Origin of the sequence: Paraburkholderia dipogonis, from assembly GCF_046027395.1 — a bacterium.
Taxonomy (GTDB): Bacteria; Pseudomonadota; Gammaproteobacteria; order Burkholderiales; family Burkholderiaceae; genus Paraburkholderia; species Paraburkholderia dipogonis_A.
This window is the reverse complement of the sequence record NZ_JAQQEG010000001.1, coordinates 151,068-169,559: the sequence shown is the minus strand read 5'-3', so window position 1 is coordinate 169,559 and position 18,492 is coordinate 151,068. Positions and strand designations below refer to the sequence as shown.

Genomic DNA, 18,492 nt, shown 5'->3' with positions numbered 1-18,492 from the left:
AAATGTCTACTCGCTGGATCAACAGGAAATTCGATGAGTGCCACTTCCGCCTCGCCTTCCTCCGCTCCGCCATCGGCTGTCCGGCGCGCATGGATGGCCGTCCTGGCCCGCACGCCGCGCGCCGATCTCGAAGCCGGGTTAGCGCGCGCGCTGCATAACATCCCCACACCGACATATGACTGGCTGCGGCCGCCCGAGATCGGCCTCGCGATGGTGCGCGGGCGCGTCGGCGGCAGCGGCGATCCGTTCAATCTCGGCGAAGCCACGGTAACGCGCGCCACCTTGCGGCTGCGCGCGTCGGGCGACGCTGCCGCGGCGGTCGGCGTGGCGTGTCATCTGGGCCGCGACCGCCGGCGCGCCGAACTGGCTGCGCTCGCGGACGCGCTCCTGCAAATGCCTGAGCATCACGCCGTCTTGCATAAGCAACTGATCGAGCCGTTTGCCGCGCAGCAAGCCGCGAAACGTGCCGGGCGGCAACAGGACGCCGCGGCCACGCGCGTCGAATTCTTTACGATGGTCCGGGGCGACTGATGGAAAACACACAGATTGCATTGTCTACCGCGTTATCCACCTTAGCACCGGGTTTCGCCGACCCGGTGCACGACACCCAGGCGGTGTTCCGCACCCTGCTCGACGCGCTGTCGCGGCCGGGCACGGTCGGCGTGGTCGAGAACGTTCTGCCCGAAGTGCGGGCCACGCGCGCCGAACTCGCCGGCTTCGCCGCGCTGCTCGCACTCTGCGACTACGCGACGCCCGTGTGGCTCGCACAACCCGATACGGCCCTGGGTTCGGCGTTGCGCTTTCATACCGGCGCGCCGCTCGTCGACGAACCGGGACAAGCCGCGTTTGCCTATATCCACGACGCCGGCGCGTTGCCGCCGCTGGAGAGCTTCGCACTCGGCGCCGCGGAATCGCCCGAGCAATCGGTCACGCTGCTGATTCGCGTCGAAGCGCTGACGGGCGGCGCGCCGGTCGTGCTGAGCGGCCCGGGCATCCAGCACACGGCGACGATTGCGCCCGTCGGCCTGCCCGGGCATTTCTGGCGCGAACGTGCCGCGCTCGCGCCGCTCTTTCCTTGCGGTGTCGATTGTTATCTCGTCTGCGGCGCGCGCCTGATCGGCCTGCCGCGCACAACTCAAGCGAAGGTGAACTGATGTACGTTGCCGTCAAGGGTGGAGAACGCGCGATCGAAGCGTCGTGGCGTCTGCTCGACAAGGCTCGCCGCGGGGACACGCGGCTGGCCGAACTCAGCGTCGCGCAGATTCGCGAACAATTGCGCCTCGCAGTGGCGCGTGTGATGACCGAAGGCTCGGTCTACGATGAAGAACTCGCCGCGCTCGCCATCAAGCAAGCCGCAGGCGACCTGGTCGAAGCGATCTTTCTGCTGCGTGCGTATCGCACCACGCTGCCGCGTTTCGGCTACACGCAGCCGATCGATACCGAAGCGATGCAGGTAGAGCGCCGCATTTCGGCGACCTTCAAGGACGTGCCCGGTGGACAGTTGCTGGGCGCGACTTACGATTACACGCAGCGTCTGCTGGATTTCGCGTTGCTCGCTGACGGCCATGCCGATGGAAATGCGGCAGTGAGCGTGGCGCCGTCGTCTTCGAGCCAAACCACCGCGCCTGAATCAGAAGCAATGCCGCGCGTCGTCAGCCTGCTCGACAAGGAAGGGCTGATCGAACAGGAACGTCCCACGCCGAACGCGCCGGAGCCCGGCGACCTGTCGCGCGAGCCGCTCGCCTTTCCCGCGAGCCGCGCCACGCGCCTGCAAAATCTTGCGCGCGGCGACGAAGGCTTTCTGCTTGCGATGGGTTACGCGACGCAGCGCGGCTACGCGCACTCGCATCCGTTCGCGGGCGAGATCCGCTTCGGCACGATCGCCGTGGAAATGGAACTCGACGAGCTAGGCGAAACGGTCGAAATCGGCGACATCGACATTACCGAATGCCAGATGATCAACCAGTTCGCCGGCAGCGGCGATGTCCCGCCGACGTTCACACAAGGCTACGGCCTCGCGTTCGGCCACTCGGAACGCAAGGCAATGGCGATGGCGCTCGTGGATCGCGCGTTGCGCGCCGAAGAACTCGGTGAAACGCTTGCCTCGCCGACGCAGGATATCGAATTCATGCTCTCGCATAGCGACAACGTCGAAGCGTCCGGTTTCGTGCAACATCTGAAGCTGCCGCACTACGTCGACTTTCAGTCGGAGCTGGAACTCGTGCGCCGCTTGCGCGCCGAGCACGCTACGCAGAGTGAGGATCAACCCAACGCTCAGCAGGAGCAGGCAGCATGAACGCGCCCGACACATCTCTCGCCATCGCGTCTACCGCGTCATACGACAGCGCCGCCGATGGCTACAACTTCGCGTACCTCGACGAACAGACCAAGCGCATGCTGCGCCGCGCCTTGCTCAAGGCCGTTGCGGTGCCGGGTTATCAGGTACCGTTCGCCTCGCGTGAAATGCCGCTGCCGTTCGGCTGGGGTACCGGCGGCATTCAGGTGACCGCGGCGATCATCGGCAGGCAGGACACGCTGAAGGTGATCGACCAGGGCTCCGACGAAACCACCAACGCGGTCAACATCCGCCGCTTCTTCGCGCGCACCACCGGCGTGGCGACCACGCGCCGCACGGTCGACGCGACGATCATCCAGACCCGTCACCGCATTCCCGAAGCGCCGCTCACCGACAAGCAGATTCTCGTCTATCAGGTGCCGATGCCCGAGCCGCTCTTTCGCCTGGAACCGCGCGTCGCCGAATGCAAGAAGCTGCATGCGCTCGCCGATTACGGCCTGATCAGCGTGAAGCTCTACGAGGATATCGTGCATCACGGCAGCATCGCGACCACCTACGACTACCCGGTGATCGTCAACCATCGCTACCTCGCTTCGCCCTCGCCGATTCCGAAGTTCGACAACCCGAAGATGCATATGAACCCCGCGCTGCAATTGTTCGGCGCCGGCCGCGAACGGCGCATTCACGCGATTCCACCGTACACGCCGGTGCGCAGCCTCGACTTCGACGATCATCCGTTCGAAGTGCAGAAGTGGCAGCACGCGTGCGCGCTGTGCGGATCGACGGAGAGCTTCCTCGACGAAATGATCGTGGACGACGCCGGCAAACGCATGTTCGTCTGCTCCGATAGCGACTACTGCCACGAACGCCGCGGCGACGCGGACCTCGATCTGCCGTCGCGCGAAGCACGCAAAGGAGAGCCCGCATGACGCCGCTCCTGAGCGCCCGCTCGCTCACCAAACAATACGGCGGCCGCAACGGCTGCAGGAACGTCAGTTTCGATCTGTATCCGGGCGAAGTGCTGTGCATCGTCGGTGAATCCGGCTCGGGCAAGACCACGCTGCTCAACACGCTCGCGCTGAAAACCGCGGCCGACAGCGGCTCGCTTCACTACACGGCCACGCATGGCGACCAGCTCGACCTGCTCGCGCTGTCCGAACCGCGCCGCCGCTTGCTGATGCGCACCGAGTGGGGCTTCGTCCAGCAGAATCCGCGCGACGGACTGCGCAGCGGCGTCTCGGCCGGCGCGAATATCGGCGAGCCGTTAATGGCCGTCGGCGCGCGCCACTATGGCGATATCCGTTACGCGGCCACACAGTGGATGGAGCGCGTCGAACTCGACGCCTCGCGCATCGACGAATTTCCCGGAGCGTTTTCAGGCGGCATGCAGCAACGCCTGCAGATCGCGCGCAATCTCGTCACCAGTCCGCGGCTCGTCTTCATGGACGAGCCCACGGCCGGTCTCGACGTGTCGGTGCAGGCGCGTCTGCTCGATCTGCTGCGCACGCTGACGTCCACGCTGCATCTGTCGGTGCTGATCGTCACGCACGATATCGGCGTCGCGCGTTTGCTCGCGCATCGATTGATGGTCATGCAGGGCGGCGAAGTCGTCGAGGCGGGGTTGACCGATCAGGTGCTCGACGATCCGCAGCACCCGTACACGCAAACGCTGGTTTCCTCGGTTCTGCCGGTTTGAGGCTCACAATGCGATCCATTGAAACAAGCAGTGAAGGGCGCGCCGGCGAGCGCGCGTTCATCGACAACGCGGCGCTGATGCTGCGCGCGGTCGGCATCGGCAAGACGTTTATTTTGCATGGCCAGGGTGGCGTGCAAATCGAAGCGCTCGCGGACGTCTCGCTCGAGGTCGAGCGCGGCGAGTGCGTGGTGCTGGTCGGGCCATCGGGCGCGGGCAAGAGCACGCTGCTGCGCTGCCTGTACGGCAATTATCTGGCGAGCAGCGGCTCGATTGCGATTCGCGATGCGGCGAATGACGGCCAGCCCGTGCCGATCACCGGCGCCGAACCGCACGACGTGTTGCGCCTGCGCCGTGGCGTGGTCGGTTACGTGAGCCAGTTTCTGCGCGTGATTCCGCGCGTGGCGACACTCACGCTCGTCGCCGAGCCGCTGCTCTCGCGCGGCGTGCCGGAAGACGAAGCGCGTTCGCGCGCCGCCGCCTTGCTGGCCAGATTGAACGTGCCGGAACGTCTGTGGTCGCTCGCGCCCGCTACGTTCTCCGGCGGCGAACAGCAGCGCGTGAACATCGCGCGCGGTTTGATCGCGGAGCATCCGCTGCTGTTGCTCGATGAACCGACGGCCTCGCTCGACGCGGAAAACCGCGACGTGGTCGCCGATCTGATCGTCGAAGCGCGTGAGCGCGGTGCGGCGATCGTCGGCATCTTTCACGACGAAGATACGCGCAACAAGGTGGCCACGCGCCGCCTGGAACTGCAGCCGCCGCTGCGTCACTAAGCAACACGAAACAGCACTACACTGACGCATGCGGCGTCAATGCGGAAACACCCACACAGCCACACTCAAGTCTGACTGACTACGGAGCAAGTCGATGTTGATCAGGAACGCTCGCATCGTGACGCGAGACGAAGTATTCACCGGCGTGCTACGCGTCGAAGACGGCGTGATTCGCGACGTCGAGCGCGGCACGACCACCGCGCTTGAAGCCGAAGATTGGGACGGCGACTATCTGTTGCCCGGCCTGATCGAACTGCACACGGACAATCTCGAGAAGCATCTCGCGCCGCGTCCGGGCGTGCAATGGAATACCGATGCCGCCTTCGTGATCCACGACGCGCAGGTGGCCGCGGCCGGCATCACCACCGTGTTCGATGCGCTCGCCATCGGCTCGCGCACGAACGTGGGTCTGCGGGGCCGCGATCTGCAGACGCAGTGCGCCGCATCGCTGACGCGGTTTTCCGAGCGCAAGCTGCTGCGCGCCGAACACTTTCTGCATCTGCGCTGCGAAATCGCCACCGCCGACGTGGTGGAAGTGTTCGACTCGCTGTGCGCGCATCCGTTGCTGCGGCTTGCCTCGGTGATGGATCACACGCCGGGTCAGCGTCAGTGGCACGACCGCGAGCAATGGCGCCGCTTCCAGGAGCGCAACGGCAAGCTGAGCGACGAACATGTCGCGACCGCGCTAGCAGAACTGTCGGTCGAACAGGCGCGTTACGCCGATGCGCACCGCCGCGAGATCGTCGCGCGCTGCAACCGCCTCGGCATTCCGGTGGCCAGCCACGACGACACGCTGATCGAACACGTCGAACAGGCCAAGCAGGAAGGCATCGTGCTCGCCGAATTCCCGACCACCCGCATCGCCGCCGAGGCCGCGCGCGAGCACGGCATTTCCACCATCATGGGCGCGCCAAACATCGTGCGCGGCGGCTCGCATTCGGGCAACGTGTCGGCGCTCGAACTGGCGCGAGCCGGCTTGCTCGATATCCTGTCGTCGGATTACGTGCCGTCGAGCCTGATGACCGCGGTGTTCGAACTGGTCGACAAAGCCGGCTGGAGCTTGCCGCGCGCGATGGCGACGGTCTCCGCCGAGCCGGCGCGCACCGCCGGTTTGCACGACCGCGGCGCGATCGAAGCGGGTTTGCGTGCTGACTTCGTGCGCGTGACGATGCTCGATAAGTTGCCGGTGCCGCGCGCGACATATCGCGGCGGGGCACGAATCGTTTGAAGGCTTTTTTATAGGGCTTTTATCGCTCGCCGGGCGCGCGGTGCGCACCTCGCGAGCATCCTCAAGGCGTGGACGGCAACTGCCCCCACGCCACCAGCACCTTCTGAATTCCACGCGCGTAGGCATCGCGCTGTTTCGGCGTTTCCGAGTGGTACGCGCCGATCGCGCGCCACGTATTGCCGTGCTTGACCATCTTCTGCTTCAGCAGCCAGGCCGCCACGTACACGTTCACGCACGGATCGATCAGCGCGCGATGCGGCACGCCTTCGCGCGCGAGGTCGTCGAAGTGAATCGAGTTGATCTGCAACTGACCTACATCGATCGAGCCATTTGCGTTCTGCCGTATCGCGCTCGCGTCACCCTTCGATTCGTACCACGCAAGCGCTCGCAGCACCCAAGGATTGACGCCTTGATAAGCTGCGGCTTCGTTGAAGCAGTCGTCGGCTGCTTGCGCGACGCCGCACACCGACAGGCAGGCGAGCGCAATAAGGAAGATCTTCAAGGACATGACGCATCCTTCCGCCAGTTAGCGAAAAAGAGTGGCGAGCGTCGGGTCGCCGCCAGATTGACGGGTCAGCGCCTGATCGATCTGTCGTTGCACGGAGTCGAGATAGGCACGTGAGGCGTCCGACACGACGATGCGCACGACCGGGCCCGGCGGACTTCTGTGCTCCTGCGCCTGACCCGTCACATGCGGCTTCTTTCGATGCGTAGCGGGCTTGAGCGGCAAGTCGTCGTCGCCCGCGGCTGGCGGCGGGAGCATCGCGAGCGATGGCAACGGCGGATAAACCTTGTCCGCCGCGGCAGGAAATGCGGCGGGAAATGCGCCGGCGGATTGCGGGTCCGCGCCCGGCTGGCCAGCGAAGGCCGGCGCGCTCAGGAGCGTGGCCAGCGCGAGCAGAATGATACGAACCGTCACGGTGCCCTCCTTCATTGAACCGTCCTGATCGACACGCTATACGGCTGGCCCAAACCGGCGGTGCGGTTCTCGAAGTTCACGCGCGCCGTGCGCTGCGAGGGCACGCCCTTCCACACCGCCTGATTCAGGTACGCAAAGTCCTGCCCCAGCGCGGTCACGAGAACGACCGTTGGCTGCGACTGCGCCGCCGCCAACGCGCCCGCTTTGGCGAGCACGGCGGTGAGTTGCGGATCGCGCGCGCCGAGCGCGTCGGGCGGAATGTCGAAACTGATCACCTCGTTCGGCGCCTTGTCCGTATGGGCCGCAGTCGGCGGAGGCATCTGGGCGCATCCGGCGAACGCGAAAACGGCAGCCAATAACCCTATCTGTCGCTTCACGGAAGTCTCCCGTCAAATCCGTTGCTATATCGGAGTTTTCGGCAGGCACGCGCCAAAGTTGATATGGCGGAAACGCTTCGGCGCAAATCAAAAAGACTTGCCTCAAGATCGGCGCAAACGATTGCTTCGACTCTCGGCGAAGCGGGGATCGAGGCAAAGTTGCCTCGCGATTTTTGGAGGGAGTGAGACGCGGGTGGCCTGATCGGAAAGCCATTTGCAAGCAGGCAGGAAGCTCCTGGTGAGGTTGAAAGCGCGGAACCAGCCGTAGCAAGCGCGCTCGGCGCATCGGCCGCATCGGCCGCATCTGGCGGATCAAGCGGATCAGGCGCATGAGACGCATGCGCCGCCCTCACGCCGTCGGCTCGGCCTCGCGCCCTTCCGTTGCGCCAACGCCTGACTGCGCGTGCGCCTGCTCGAACTGTTCGCGGCGACGCATTTCGAGCACATCGTGATAGCGCATATAGGCGCAGCGTCCGCCGGATTTGGCCGCGTACATCGCGGCGTCGGCGTTGAGCAGCAGTTCTTCGGCCGTGCCGCTGTCGTCGGGGAACTGGCTGATGCCGATGCTCGCGCCCACCGTCATGCCCTGCCCGTCCACCCGCAGTTCTTCGTTCAACGTCACCATGATCCGCGATGCGATCGCGGGCGCCGCCTCCGCCGAACGCGGCCCCTCGATCAACACGATGAACTCGTCGCCGCCCAGACGCGCCACCACGTCCGCGGAACAGAGCAGCTGCTTCAGGCGGCGCGCCACCGCGACAAGCACCTTGTCGCCGACGGCATGGCCGAACTGATCGTTGATCTGCTTGAAGTGGTCCAGGTCGACGAACAGCACGGCCAACCCTTCCTCACGGCGCGTCGCTTCGTCGATTGCGCTTTCGAGCTTCTCCATGAACAGCACGCGGTTCGGCAGTCCGGTCAGCACGTCGTGCGTGGCGAGATGCACGAGTTCGCGCTGCTTGGTGTGCAGCACATCCATCTGCGATTTGATCTCGCGGCGCAGCCGGTCGAAGCAGCGCGCCAGCACGCCGATCTCGTCGGTCCGTTTGAGCGGCAGCGTTTCCATGGCGTGCTCGGCGAACAGATGCGTCGCCGCGTACGCAAGAATGTGCAGCGGCTTGGTCAGCGCGCGCGCGAAGAGAACGGCGAGGAACAGCGCCAGCACACTGAATATCAGCACCATGCGCACGATTCTGTTGCCAAGCAGATTCGCACCGGACAAGACGTCCTCGAGCGGCTTGGCAAGACCGAGCACGATGAAGCGGTTGCCCTCCAGATCGCCGAACGGCCTGCGCACGAAAGCGAGCACCTGGCCGGCGGCCTGCTGTGGCCGCCCAAGGCCGTTGACCAGCACCTCGCTTTGCGTCTGTTCGAAAAGCGGCTTGGTGACGGAGAAACTGTCCTGCATCAGCACGCGCCGGCCGCGATCGAAGCCGAAGGTTTTCGACGCATCTGGATTAACGAGGAAATCGCCCCACTCGTTAGCCAGATAGACCTGATAGTCGCTCGGCAAATCGCTTTGCAGGCGCTTGAACAAACTCGCCAGATCGATGTCGATGACGATCACGCCCACCACCGCGCCATTGGCGTTCGACACCGGCGTGCCGAGCCGCAAGGTCGGCTTGCCCTCCGCGGCATGCGTGCCGTACTCGTGGTTGACGGAGATCGGCGAGGTGTAGATGCGGCCCGGCGAAAACGCCAGCGTGTCGAACACGTACGCGAACTGGCCTTTCTCCTGCAGCTGGTTCCCTTCGACCCGCACGAGGCCGTCCGCGTCGCGGTCGAAGCGAACCAGTTCGAGCCCATAGTGCTGACGCGTGATCAGACGGACCTGCAGGTACTCGGGGTGATGCACCATGAAACTGGAATACACCTGCGCCAGCCGTTCGCGCGCCACGTTCGGGCCGACGCCGTCGTCGGTCTGCGCAACCTCCGCCGTGGACGGCATGCTCGCGAGCACCAGCGCGTCGGCGGCGACATCGTCGATCGAGGTGGAAAAGCGCTGGCCGAGCAATTCCGTCGACGTGAGCAGGCTGCGCTCGGCTTCGTTCACGAGCATCGTGCGGTTGGCGCGATACGCGTAATAGCCGGTCGCGCCGGACGCGAGCACGCCGATGCACGCAAGCAGCACGGATAGTTTGAAGGTCAGCCCCGGGCGTATCATCAAAAACGCTCCGACCGGTCCCCGGACACGATTCTGGCCCACAGCTCCTCGCGCCGCTGAATATCTTCGACCGGGCCGATCCACACGATACGCGCGTTATCGCTGTTTTCCGCAGGCGCCGTCAACGTGTTGGCGAGTCCCTGGCGTTGCGTCAGCAAGGCGCTGACGTCCGGTTCGAGCATGTAATTGATCCACGCGAGCGCCAGCGGCTGGTCGGCCGCCGCGCGCGTCATCGACCAGCAATCCAGCCACGCGAGCGCGCCTTCGTCGGGAATCACGTAGCCGACGTCGGCGCCCGCGCGGCGCAGCAATTCGACCTGCTGGGTGCCGTAGTTGCCGAACATCAGCGCAGCCTTATGCTGGATGAAAAACGCGGTCGCCTCCTCGGGCAACGTGTAATAGGTCAACAGATTGCGGCGCAGATCGACGAGCTTGTGCGCAATCTCGCGCATCTGCCCGGCATCGAGTTGAAAAGGATGGGGGTAGCCCAGCGCCAGCGCCGTGAACGAGAAATTGTGCTGCGCGCTGTTGAAGTCGAGCACCTTGCCGCGGTAGCGCGGATTCCATAATTCGCGCATGGAGCGCGGCGCCACGGCGACCTGCTTGCGGTCGTAGATCAGACCCATCGACGAATACGTGAACGGAATGGCGTACGCCTTGCCGCCCGACGTGAGCCCGCCGATCGACGCGAGCGCCTGAAAGCGCGGCAATTGTTTTTTGGTGTTCGGCAAGCTGGCGAGATCGAGCGGCGCCAGTAGATTCGCCTGCGTGTAGCGCTGGATTTCCGCGGTATTGGCGGCGAGCACGTCGAAAGGCGGCGCGTTTTTGACGTGCATCTGGGCCCACAGCGCCTCGTCGGAATCGACCAGCGTCACTTCCACTTTGGCTTGATAACGCGCCTCGAAATTCCTCACGACGTCGGCGTCCGCGTAACCGGGCCATGCCAGCACGCGCAGAATCTTTTCATCGGCTTTAACCGGCGAGGCCGAAAAAACGCCCAGGCAGATAACCGCGCCGATCAGAAATGTTAAAAATCCCGGACAAACGCCGCGACACGACAACCGTGCGCGCGCCAGGGCGGCAGCGATTCGTGGATGGAAGAATCGTTTACAAAAGCGCTTTTCATCTGCCGTCAACATCATGTGCATAACCAACACCGTTTAGCAGAAGGCCTTTCCGACGAACGCAAACACGCGGACTCGATCCGCGGACGGGGTGCTCGATGACTTTCTTCAGACAGATACGCTCGATGCTGCGTGTAGCGGAGCGCGAGGAGCATCGATGATAGCGCTAAGGAAACCATTTTTGGTTTTTGGCTCAGCCAGAGCCAAAAAAATATCCGGTCGGACGTGATGCAGCAAACCCGCTCATCTGCATTTAACGGCACTTGATGCGGAAACTTTAACTCGCCGCTGATCGATTGAAATGCGCGCAAGCGCTGTAATAGCGCTTGATAGTCCGCGCTTAATATCGCGAATTCGGACGTCGCCAGCGCCGCTTCTAAAGAACCCCCGCGCGGATGCCGATAAACTCTCTTGCCCAGTCCGCCGCCGGCGGTCGACGGCAGCGTCGCCGGATGCCGCGCGGCCTGTCTTCCGGGCAGTCGAAGAGTTGGACAAGAAACAGACAATGCGCTTGAGCAAAACAGAGTGGATGTGGGTGGCCGTCGCGGCCGGATCGATTGCGTGCTTCGGCAGTTGGCTTCAGGGTGAACTGAACCGGGCCGCGCTCGCGCGCACTGAAAGCGAGACGCAGGACATGCGCGGCACCTGCGCGGGCATGTCCGCGCAAGACGCGCAGAGGATGGACAAAGGCGAACTATGGTGCGGCGAGGTCGGCGCCGGGCGCGCGGATCCGCTGGGTAAGGAGTAAATAAGGAGTAAATCGCCGGTTTTTAGTCCGCCCGCGCCCGAGCGCCTTGAATCGCGCATCATTCGGCCGACCACCGTAATACGGACGCAATTAGCCAACTTCATTACTACGCGATTACATTGCGAGGCGCGCGGCCATCCATCCAATACGCATCGCAGCCGCTTTTGAATCTCCACCACATTCGGGCTTTAAAAGCTATCCTCACGCGCCATCCGGTGTTTCACTAGCTACCCAATCTTTTTGAACTGATAAGCTTGGCGCGCGCTGCTGGCCGCCCCGGCTGGCAGCTTCAACCCAAGCCCGGTCGTGAGTCGCGCCGGGTGCCCCGCAGCGGTACAACCGCATGCGGGCGTATTTGAACTACACGAGGAGTTAAACAGTGAAAAAACTGCTAGCGGCTTTGACGGTTGCTCTGCTTGCTACCGTCTCGATTGGCGCACACGCTAAAGATTGGTCGACCGTCCGTTTCGGCGTTGACGCCAGCTACCCTCCGTTTGAGTCGAAGGGCTCGGACGGCAAGCTCGTTGGCTTCGATATCGACCTCGGCAATGAAATCTGCGCGCGCCTGAAGGCCAAGTGCGTGTGGGTCGAAAACGACTTCGACGGCATGATCCCGGCGCTGAAGGCGAAGAAGTTCGACGGCGTGCTGTCGTCGATGTCCATGACGCCGCAACGCGCCGAGCAGATCGCCTTCTCGAACAAGCTGTTCAACACGCCGACGCGCCTCGTGGCGAAGAAGGGTTCGGGCATCCTGCCGACGGCCGACTCGCTCAAGGGCAAGACGGTTGGCGTGGAACAAGGCACGATCCAGGAAACCTACGCGAAGACGTACTGGGAAGCGAAGGGCGCGAAGGTCGTGCCGTATCAGAATCAGGATCAGGTTTATGCCGACTTGCTGTCGGGCCGTCTGGACGCAGCGCTGCAAGACGCGGTGCAAGCTGAAATCGGCTTCCTGAAGACGCCGCGCGGCGCCGGCTTCGAATTCGTCGGCAAGAACCTCGACGATCCGAAGATCCTCGGCAACGGCGCAGGCATCGGCATGCGCAAGGAAGACACCGATCTGAAGGCGAAGGTCGACAAGGCGATCGCCGACATCATCAAGGACGGTACGTACAAGAAGCTCGAGAAGAAGTACTTCGACTTCGACGTGTACGGCGGCTAAGTTGGCAACCAAGCCAGCCATGCGCGTCTGACGACGCGCCTGCCGGTTTGCAGAAACGGGCTCCGCCAGATGCGGAGCCCGTTTCATTTGCGGCGCCGCATAAAACCACACACTGCGTCATATCGGCTAAGATCGTGCGATCGAGGCGCCCAGGAGGCGCCACCCGCCGGCCCCGAGACTGACCGGCCGCCAGCCAAGTTTCCCCACTGTTATCAACGAGATAGCGCGGCATGCCCCACCTGGCCGCGGATTTGAAAACCATGCAAACCCAAACCCATCCGCTGATTGCCCCGACGCTCGGCACCGCCCGCAACCTCATGAGTTTCCATTACGGTCCCGGCGGCGGGCAGAAGATCTACATCCAGTCGTCGCTGCATGCCGACGAGCTGCCCGGCATGCTGGTGTCATGGGCGCTGCGCCGCAAGCTGGGCGCGCTGGAAGCGGCCGGCAAGATTCGCGGCGAAGTCGTGATCGTGCCGGTGGCCAATCCGATCGGCCTGAATCAGCACTTTCTCGGCCATCTGACGGGGCGCTTCGAAACCAACACCGCGCAGAACTTCAACCGCAATTTCCACGATCTGTCGGCGCTGGTGCAGCCGGTGATCGAGTCGCGCCTGACTGACAACGTCGACGCCAACCGCACGGCAATCCGCACCGCCATGCGCGAGGCGCTCGACGCGCAGAAGCCGGCAACCGAACTCGAATCGCAGCGCCTCGCGCTGCAAAAGCTCTCGTACGACGCCGACGTCGTGCTCGATCTGCATTGCGACTGGGAAGCCGCGATGCACCTCTACACGAACCCGGATCTGTGGCCGGAAGTCGAGCCGCTCGCCTGCTACCTGGACGCCAAGGCCTCGCTGCTCGCGCTCAATTCGGTGGGCAACCCGTTCGACGAAATCCACAGCTTCTGCTGGTCGGATCTGCGTGGCCGCTACGGCGACCGCTTCCCGATTCCGAACGGCTCGATCTCGGTGACGATCGAACTGCGCGGCCAGCGCGAAGTGTCGTACGAGTACGCCGAGCATGATGCCCAGGCGATTATCGAATACCTGACCTCGCGTGGCGTGATCGACGGCACGGCCGCCCCGCTGCCGACGCTCGAATTCGCCGCCACGCCGCTTGCCGGCGCCGAGCCGATTGTCGCGCCGATGAGCGGCGTGCTGGTGTATCGCTGCGAAGTGGGCACCTGGGTCGACATCGGCCATGAGATCGCCGATATCGTCGATCCACTCACGGAGCAAGTCGTCACGCTGAAGAGCAGCGTGGCCGGCGTGCTGTACGCCCGGCATTTGACACGCTTTGCGACGGCCGGCCTGGAGTTCGCGCGCATCGCCGGCGCGAAGGCGTTCCGCAGCGGCTCGTTGTTGAGCAACTAAGGCTTGAACCGCGAGCTGTGCCGCGTTATCGCGCAGCGCGGCTGTAAAGCCTTGAACCGAAATGTAAATCGCCCGCTATTCAGCGGGCGATTTACATTGCAACGTCTTGTCGAACGCTGATCAGAAGGCCGGAATGATCGCGCCTTTGAATTGCGTATCGATGTACTTGCGCACTTCGTCAGACTCGTACGCCGCCACCAGCTTCTTCACCCACGGCTGATTCCGGTCCTGCTCGCGCACCGCGATCAGATTCGCGTACGGGCCCTTGAGGTCCTCGATCGCGATCGCGTCTTTGGTCGGCTGCAGGCCGGCCTTGACCGCGTAGTCGGTATTGATCGACGCCGCGTCGAGGTCGCCGAGCGCGCGCGGCAGCTGCGCGGCGTCGAGTTCGACCAGCTTGATCTTCTTCGGATTCTCAGCGATATCCAACGGCGTTGCATTGACGCCGTTCGTGCCGACGCCCGGCTTCAACTTGATCACGCCGTACTTCTGCAGAAGCAGCAACGCACGGTTGCCATTCGAAGGATCGTTCTGGATGCCGACCTTCGCGCCTTCCGGCAAGTCCTTGAGCGACTTCAGTTTCTTCGAATAGAAGCCCATCGGCGACACGTAGGTCAGGCCGACGTTGACGATCTTGTAGCCGCGCTGCTTGATCTGGCTGTCGAGAAACGGCTGGTGCTGAAAACCGTTGGCGTCGAGGTCGCCGGCGTCGAGCGCCGCGTTCGGCTGAATGTAATCGTTGAATTCGATGACCTTGACGTTCAACCCTTCGCGCGCCGCCACTTTCGTCACGACCGACCAGATTTGCGCGTCGGGACCGCTCATCGTGCCGATCTTGAGTTGTTTGTCGTCCGCGTGCGCGAACGTGGCCGTCAGCGAGATGGCCGCGATAGCGAGCAGATTCTGGATGATTGTCCGGCGTTGCATGCGTTGCCCCACGTGGGATTTGTTGGTAGGCGCGCATCGTCGCACGCGAGCGCGGCGCCCGAAACCAATCGTTTTTCACACGCTTATATGCACGATCCGGAAAAAGCTTATACGCGCATGCCCTGCGTGATTTGGGCTGGCGGCGCCATGTGAGTGTCGCGCCAGCGCGACAGATTTCAAAAATAACCCATGCTGTCACATACCTTACTCTGCGTTCCCTTAAATTGCGGGCCATCGCACGACCTTACCGAAGAGTTCGGCGTCGCGATCGCTTAATTTTTAATCGGAGAAAGTCTTGAACAAGAAAGTATTGACCGCCGCTACTCTCGCCGTCTTCGCCACCGCCGCCCACGCGCAAAGCAGCGTCACGCTGTATGGCTTGATCGATGCCGGTATCAGCTACGTGAACAACTCGAAGACCGCAACGGGTCACGACAACCTCTTCAAGTACGACGACGGCGTTGCCCAAGGCAGCCGTTGGGGCCTGCGCGGCACGGAAGATCTGGGTGGCGGCCTGAAGGCGCTGTTCGTGTTGGAAAGCGGCTTTAACAGCGGCAACGGCACGCTCGGCCAGGGCGGCGCGCTGTTCGGCCGTCAAGCGTATGTCGGTCTGTCGAAGGACGGTATCGGCTCGCTGACGTTCGGTCGCCAGTACTCGTTTTCGACGGACTATCTGGGCGGCAACTACTCGACCGGCGGCCAGACCGTCGCGGGTAACTACGCTTACCACATCAACGACGTCGACCAGTTGACCTCGAGCCGTATCAACAACGCCGTCAAGTTCAGCAGCGCGAATTTCGCGGGCCTGACCTTCGGCGCGATGTACGGCTTTTCGAACCAGGCTGGCGCATTCGGCGGCGCACCGGCCACCGGCACGACCGCTGCACCGGTCGCCGGTTCGTCGCGCGCTTATAGCTTCGGCGTGAACTACGCAAACGGCCCGTTCGGCGTCGGCGCAGCGTACACGGACATCCGCTTCCCGGGTCAGTCAACGCCGGCGTTCCCGACGGCCATGGCCAACGTGACGACGGGCACGGTCCGCGATCTGCGCACGTTCGGCGTCGGCGGCCGTTACTCGATCGGCGCAGCGACGCTGTGGGCGTTGTACACGAACACGCGCTTCGAGCCGATCACGGGTGGTTCGACGACGTTCGCCGCCTATGAAGCAGGCGCGAAGTACGCATTCACGCCGGCTCTGACGGCAGGCGCGGGCTACACGTACATGCACCTGAGCAACGCGAACACGGGCCACTGGAACCAGGCGGACCTGAGCGTCGACTACGCGCTGAGCAAGCGTACGGACGTGTATGCACTGGGTATCTACCAGATCGCTTCGGGCCACAACGCGGCAACGGGCGACGTACAGGCGCAGATCGGTTCGAGCACGAGCTTTTTCAACACGTCGGGCACGGGTTCGGACAACCAGTTGGCGTTCCGCGTCGGTATCCGTCACAAGTTCTAAGCGAGTCTCTCTCAGTGGGGAACGCGAGTTTCCTGCTGGATCGAGGTTCTTGAAAAACGCCCTGCGGGGCGTTTTTCTTTTTGGGCGAGTTCTTTTTTATCTGGGATCATTCGCCCCGTCGCTTTCGCTCCCGATAAAGGCACCAGGCGATGCGCGAGCAGGTACGGCCCGACGCAATGGTCCTCGCCGACGATAACGGCGTATTGTTTACCGAAGCCGCGACGCTTGCCCGCCTCGCCGCCGGCGAACACTACGCACGCGACCGCAAGTGCGAACCTCGGAGCCTTTTCAAATGCAAACGACGCAATTACCCGATCCTGCGCTGGAACCGCACGCTGCCCGCAGCACGCGATCCGATAGCGAGCAGCACGTGCGGGAAGAACTGGCCGCGCTTTACCGGCTGGTCGCCCATTTCCGCATGACGGACATGATCGACACGCACATTACCGCCCGTCTGCCGAGCGCGCCGGGTGAGCCGGCCGCCTTCCTGATCAATCGCTATGGTGTCCTGTTCCACGAGATGCGCGCTTCGGATCTGGTGAAGATCGATCATCAGGGCAAGGTCGTCGACGAGCGCGCGCAAACCGAGCCCGCATTGTTCCGTGTGAACGCCGCGGGCTTCACGATTCACTCGGCGATTCACGCCGCGCGGGACGACCTGCATTTCGTGATCCACACGCACACGGCCGCCGGAACCGCCGTATCCGCTCAGGAACAAGGCCTGCTGCCGATCAGCCAGCATGCGTTGAAGTTCTACGGCAAGCTCGGCTACCACGATTACGAAGGCATCGCGCTGGAACTCGGCGAACGCGACCGTCTGGTCCGCGATCTCGGCACCTGCAAGGCGATGATCCTGCGCAATCACGGATTGCTGGCAGCAGGCGCCACGGCCGCCGAAGCATTCCACGAGATCTACTTCCTCGAACGTGCGTGCCAGGCGCAGATTCAGGCGCTGGCCGGCGGCAGCGCCTTGCGCATTCCGCCACGCGAAGTCTGTGAACTGACCGCGAGCCAGTTCGATCGCGAGGATTCGACGGAAATCGCGGAACTGGCATGGCAAGCCGCGCTCCGTCTGATCGACGACCCGAAATCCGATTACCGCCGCTAGCCTGATTTTCCTTGTCATTGCCTTTGCGCTCAGCGCTCGATGCCCGGGCTGAGCACCGCCGACCGCATGCCTTAACTCCGCAACACGCACGCGGCATGAGCGAAGCCGGCTATCAGTGAGGCGCAACAAAATTCAACACCGGGCACCTGGCGAAAATCTGGATTCGATTCGCCGCTGGAAGGCGGCGCGACCGAAACGATTCGCGTCGCGCCGCCCTGCATCGCGAAGTTCACCCGACCAGAAGCGTGGACTTCAAGGGGACGGCATTCGCCAGATTGTAGAAGTTGGGAGAAGTGGCCATGACGGCGTCGTGGATTTCAGCGAACTGTTCCTTGGTGCCGCTGCCCTTGATACGAACGGTGTAACGCAGGCTCTCGTAGCCGTTTGCCACGTTCGGGTCGATCCCAAGAAAGCCTCTAAGGTCGATGTCGCCCTCCGTTTCAATCTCGAGAGATTCGAGCGTGATCCCGCGAACAGCGCACTGCGCCACATAACCCACCGTCATGCAAGCGTTCAGCGCCGCGATCAGATGCTCCTGAGGATTGGCGAACTGGTTCGAGCCGCCGAGTTCGAGAGGCTCATCGATATCGATCGTGAATCGACGCGACACGTCCTGCCCTCCGATCGCGAATCCCTTTACCTCGGAGTGGCTCCGGGCCTGGCCCTGCCAGGTCGTGGCAACGCGCCAACTGGTGGTGGCTTTCGATGCATCGCCCTTGACGCCCTCGATCAGGGAGAACAGGTCGTCGACGTTGAGGCCGTTGACGACATTCGCTTCATGGGTCTGTGCATTGGTATTCATGTTCCATCTCCTGTACAAAACGTGGATTGTTCAGCTTCGGCAATTCTCATTGCGGAGTGGCGAGCGCAGTCTGCATGCGCACGCCCTGGTCTGCGTGATGTCACGATCGCTACCGGCCCAGAACCAGGCGGCTGACCTGGCATTCCGGTGGCTCAAATGTACGATTCGAAGAGTCGGCGTTCTATGATCAGGTCGCCGTAAGATATGACCGAAACGCCTGATCAGATTTGACGTGTGTGAATGAATGTTGCGCCGGGCATGGCACGGAGCATGTCAGCGGTCGTCGAGCGCACTGCCTACGTGATCTCGTGTGCGAGCGCAGCAATCGAC

The 18,492-nt window shown here is 63.1% G+C and carries 20 protein-coding genes; 12 read left to right on the top strand and 8 right to left on the bottom strand.

Going from position 1 to position 18,492, the window contains the following annotated elements; genetic code table 11:
• Positions 1–33 precede the first annotated feature (33 nt).
• The 7 genes from phnG to PQR32_RS00715 all read left to right on the top strand — a co-directional run bounded on the left by phnG (position 34) and on the right by PQR32_RS00715 (position 5,993).
• Entirely contained in the window at positions 34–531 is a 498-nt protein-coding gene (gene phnG / locus PQR32_RS00745; RefSeq protein ID WP_408221671.1) for a phosphonate C-P lyase system protein PhnG, read from the top strand.
• Entirely contained in the window at positions 531–1,154 is a 624-nt protein-coding gene (phnH, locus tag PQR32_RS00740) for a phosphonate C-P lyase system protein PhnH (RefSeq protein WP_408221670.1), read from the top strand. Before phnG ends, phnH begins: the two co-directional genes overlap by 1 nt.
• A complete protein-coding gene (locus PQR32_RS00735) occupies positions 1,154–2,296 on the top strand; it encodes a carbon-phosphorus lyase complex subunit (protein WP_408221669.1) in 1,143 nt (380 codons plus the stop codon). The genes phnH and PQR32_RS00735 overlap by 1 nt, the downstream gene beginning before the upstream one ends.
• On the top strand, positions 2,293–3,225 hold the full coding sequence (locus PQR32_RS00730; RefSeq protein ID WP_408221668.1) for an alpha-D-ribose 1-methylphosphonate 5-phosphate C-P-lyase PhnJ: 933 nt from the start codon (positions 2,293–2,295) through the stop codon (positions 3,223–3,225). Before PQR32_RS00735 ends, PQR32_RS00730 begins: the two co-directional genes overlap by 4 nt.
• A complete protein-coding gene (gene phnK, locus PQR32_RS00725; protein WP_408221667.1) occupies positions 3,222–3,992 on the top strand; it encodes a phosphonate C-P lyase system protein PhnK in 771 nt (256 codons plus the stop codon). The genes PQR32_RS00730 and phnK overlap by 4 nt, the downstream gene beginning before the upstream one ends.
• An 8-nt stretch (positions 3,993–4,000) precedes the next feature.
• Complete coding sequence (gene phnL / locus PQR32_RS00720; protein WP_408221666.1) at positions 4,001–4,765, top strand: phosphonate C-P lyase system protein PhnL; 765 nt, start codon at positions 4,001–4,003, stop codon at positions 4,763–4,765.
• A gap of 94 nt (positions 4,766–4,859) precedes the next feature.
• A complete protein-coding gene (locus tag PQR32_RS00715; RefSeq protein ID WP_408221665.1) occupies positions 4,860–5,993 on the top strand; it encodes an alpha-D-ribose 1-methylphosphonate 5-triphosphate diphosphatase in 1,134 nt (377 codons plus the stop codon).
• A 61-nt stretch (positions 5,994–6,054) separates the two neighbouring features.
• Here the strand turns inward: PQR32_RS00715 and PQR32_RS00710 are convergent, their stop codons facing one another.
• The 5 genes from PQR32_RS00710 to PQR32_RS00690 all read right to left on the bottom strand — a co-directional run bounded on the left by PQR32_RS00710 (position 6,055) and on the right by PQR32_RS00690 (position 10,601).
• Positions 6,055–6,501, bottom strand: a complete 447-nt coding sequence (locus PQR32_RS00710; protein WP_132382234.1) for a lytic transglycosylase domain-containing protein — start codon at positions 6,499–6,501, stop codon at positions 6,055–6,057.
• A gap of 18 nt (positions 6,502–6,519) precedes the next feature.
• The gene (locus PQR32_RS00705; RefSeq protein WP_408221664.1) at positions 6,520–6,912 is read right to left on the bottom strand and encodes a hypothetical protein; all 393 of its coding nucleotides are present in this window, start codon (positions 6,910–6,912) and stop codon (positions 6,520–6,522) included.
• A gap of 11 nt (positions 6,913–6,923) precedes the next feature.
• On the bottom strand, positions 6,924–7,232 hold the full coding sequence (locus PQR32_RS00700; protein ID WP_408221663.1) for a hypothetical protein: 309 nt from the start codon (positions 7,230–7,232) through the stop codon (positions 6,924–6,926).
• Between the two features lie 406 nt (positions 7,233–7,638).
• Entirely contained in the window at positions 7,639–9,453 is a 1,815-nt protein-coding gene (locus PQR32_RS00695; protein ID WP_408221662.1) for a diguanylate cyclase domain-containing protein, read from the bottom strand.
• A complete protein-coding gene (locus PQR32_RS00690) occupies positions 9,453–10,601 on the bottom strand; it encodes an extracellular solute-binding protein (protein ID WP_408221661.1) in 1,149 nt (382 codons plus the stop codon). The genes PQR32_RS00695 and PQR32_RS00690 overlap by 1 nt, the downstream gene beginning before the upstream one ends.
• Positions 10,602–11,082: 481 nt before the next feature.
• On the opposite strand from PQR32_RS00690, the gene PQR32_RS00685 reads away from it, so the two are divergent.
• The 3 genes from PQR32_RS00685 to PQR32_RS00675 all read left to right on the top strand — a co-directional run bounded on the left by PQR32_RS00685 (position 11,083) and on the right by PQR32_RS00675 (position 13,863).
• Positions 11,083–11,325, top strand: a complete 243-nt coding sequence (locus PQR32_RS00685; RefSeq protein WP_408221660.1) for a hypothetical protein — start codon at positions 11,083–11,085, stop codon at positions 11,323–11,325.
• Positions 11,326–11,704: 379 nt separating this feature from the next.
• Positions 11,705–12,487: an ABC transporter substrate-binding protein gene (locus PQR32_RS00680; RefSeq protein ID WP_408221659.1), complete on the top strand. Its 783-nt coding sequence runs from the start codon at positions 11,705–11,707 to the stop codon at positions 12,485–12,487.
• A gap of 260 nt (positions 12,488–12,747) precedes the next feature.
• Positions 12,748–13,863, top strand: a complete 1,116-nt coding sequence (locus PQR32_RS00675; RefSeq protein ID WP_408221658.1) for a succinylglutamate desuccinylase/aspartoacylase family protein — start codon at positions 12,748–12,750, stop codon at positions 13,861–13,863.
• 120 nt (positions 13,864–13,983) lie between these two features.
• On the opposite strand, the gene PQR32_RS00670 is transcribed toward PQR32_RS00675, so the two are convergent.
• Entirely contained in the window at positions 13,984–14,790 is an 807-nt protein-coding gene (locus PQR32_RS00670; protein ID WP_408221657.1) for a MetQ/NlpA family ABC transporter substrate-binding protein, read from the bottom strand.
• A gap of 295 nt (positions 14,791–15,085) precedes the next feature.
• Between PQR32_RS00670 and PQR32_RS00665 the strand changes: the two genes are divergently transcribed.
• Positions 15,086–16,252 carry a porin gene (locus PQR32_RS00665; RefSeq protein WP_408221656.1) on the top strand — a complete coding sequence of 389 codons (1,167 nt, stop codon included), beginning with the start codon at positions 15,086–15,088 and terminating at the stop codon, positions 16,250–16,252.
• An 11-nt stretch (positions 16,253–16,263) separates the two neighbouring features.
• Here the strand turns inward: PQR32_RS00665 and PQR32_RS00660 are convergent, their stop codons facing one another.
• Complete coding sequence (locus PQR32_RS00660; protein ID WP_408221655.1) at positions 16,264–16,503, bottom strand: hypothetical protein; 240 nt, start codon at positions 16,501–16,503, stop codon at positions 16,264–16,266.
• 41 nt (positions 16,504–16,544) lie between these two features.
• On the opposite strand from PQR32_RS00660, the gene PQR32_RS00655 reads away from it, so the two are divergent.
• Positions 16,545–17,360, top strand: coding sequence for a class II aldolase/adducin family protein (locus PQR32_RS00655; protein ID WP_408221654.1), 816 nt, complete (start codon positions 16,545–16,547; stop codon positions 17,358–17,360).
• A 229-nt stretch (positions 17,361–17,589) separates the two neighbouring features.
• On the opposite strand, the gene PQR32_RS00650 is transcribed toward PQR32_RS00655, so the two are convergent.
• Entirely contained in the window at positions 17,590–18,162 is a 573-nt protein-coding gene (locus PQR32_RS00650) for an OsmC family protein (protein WP_408221653.1), read from the bottom strand.
• Positions 18,163–18,492: the final 330 nt, after the last annotated feature.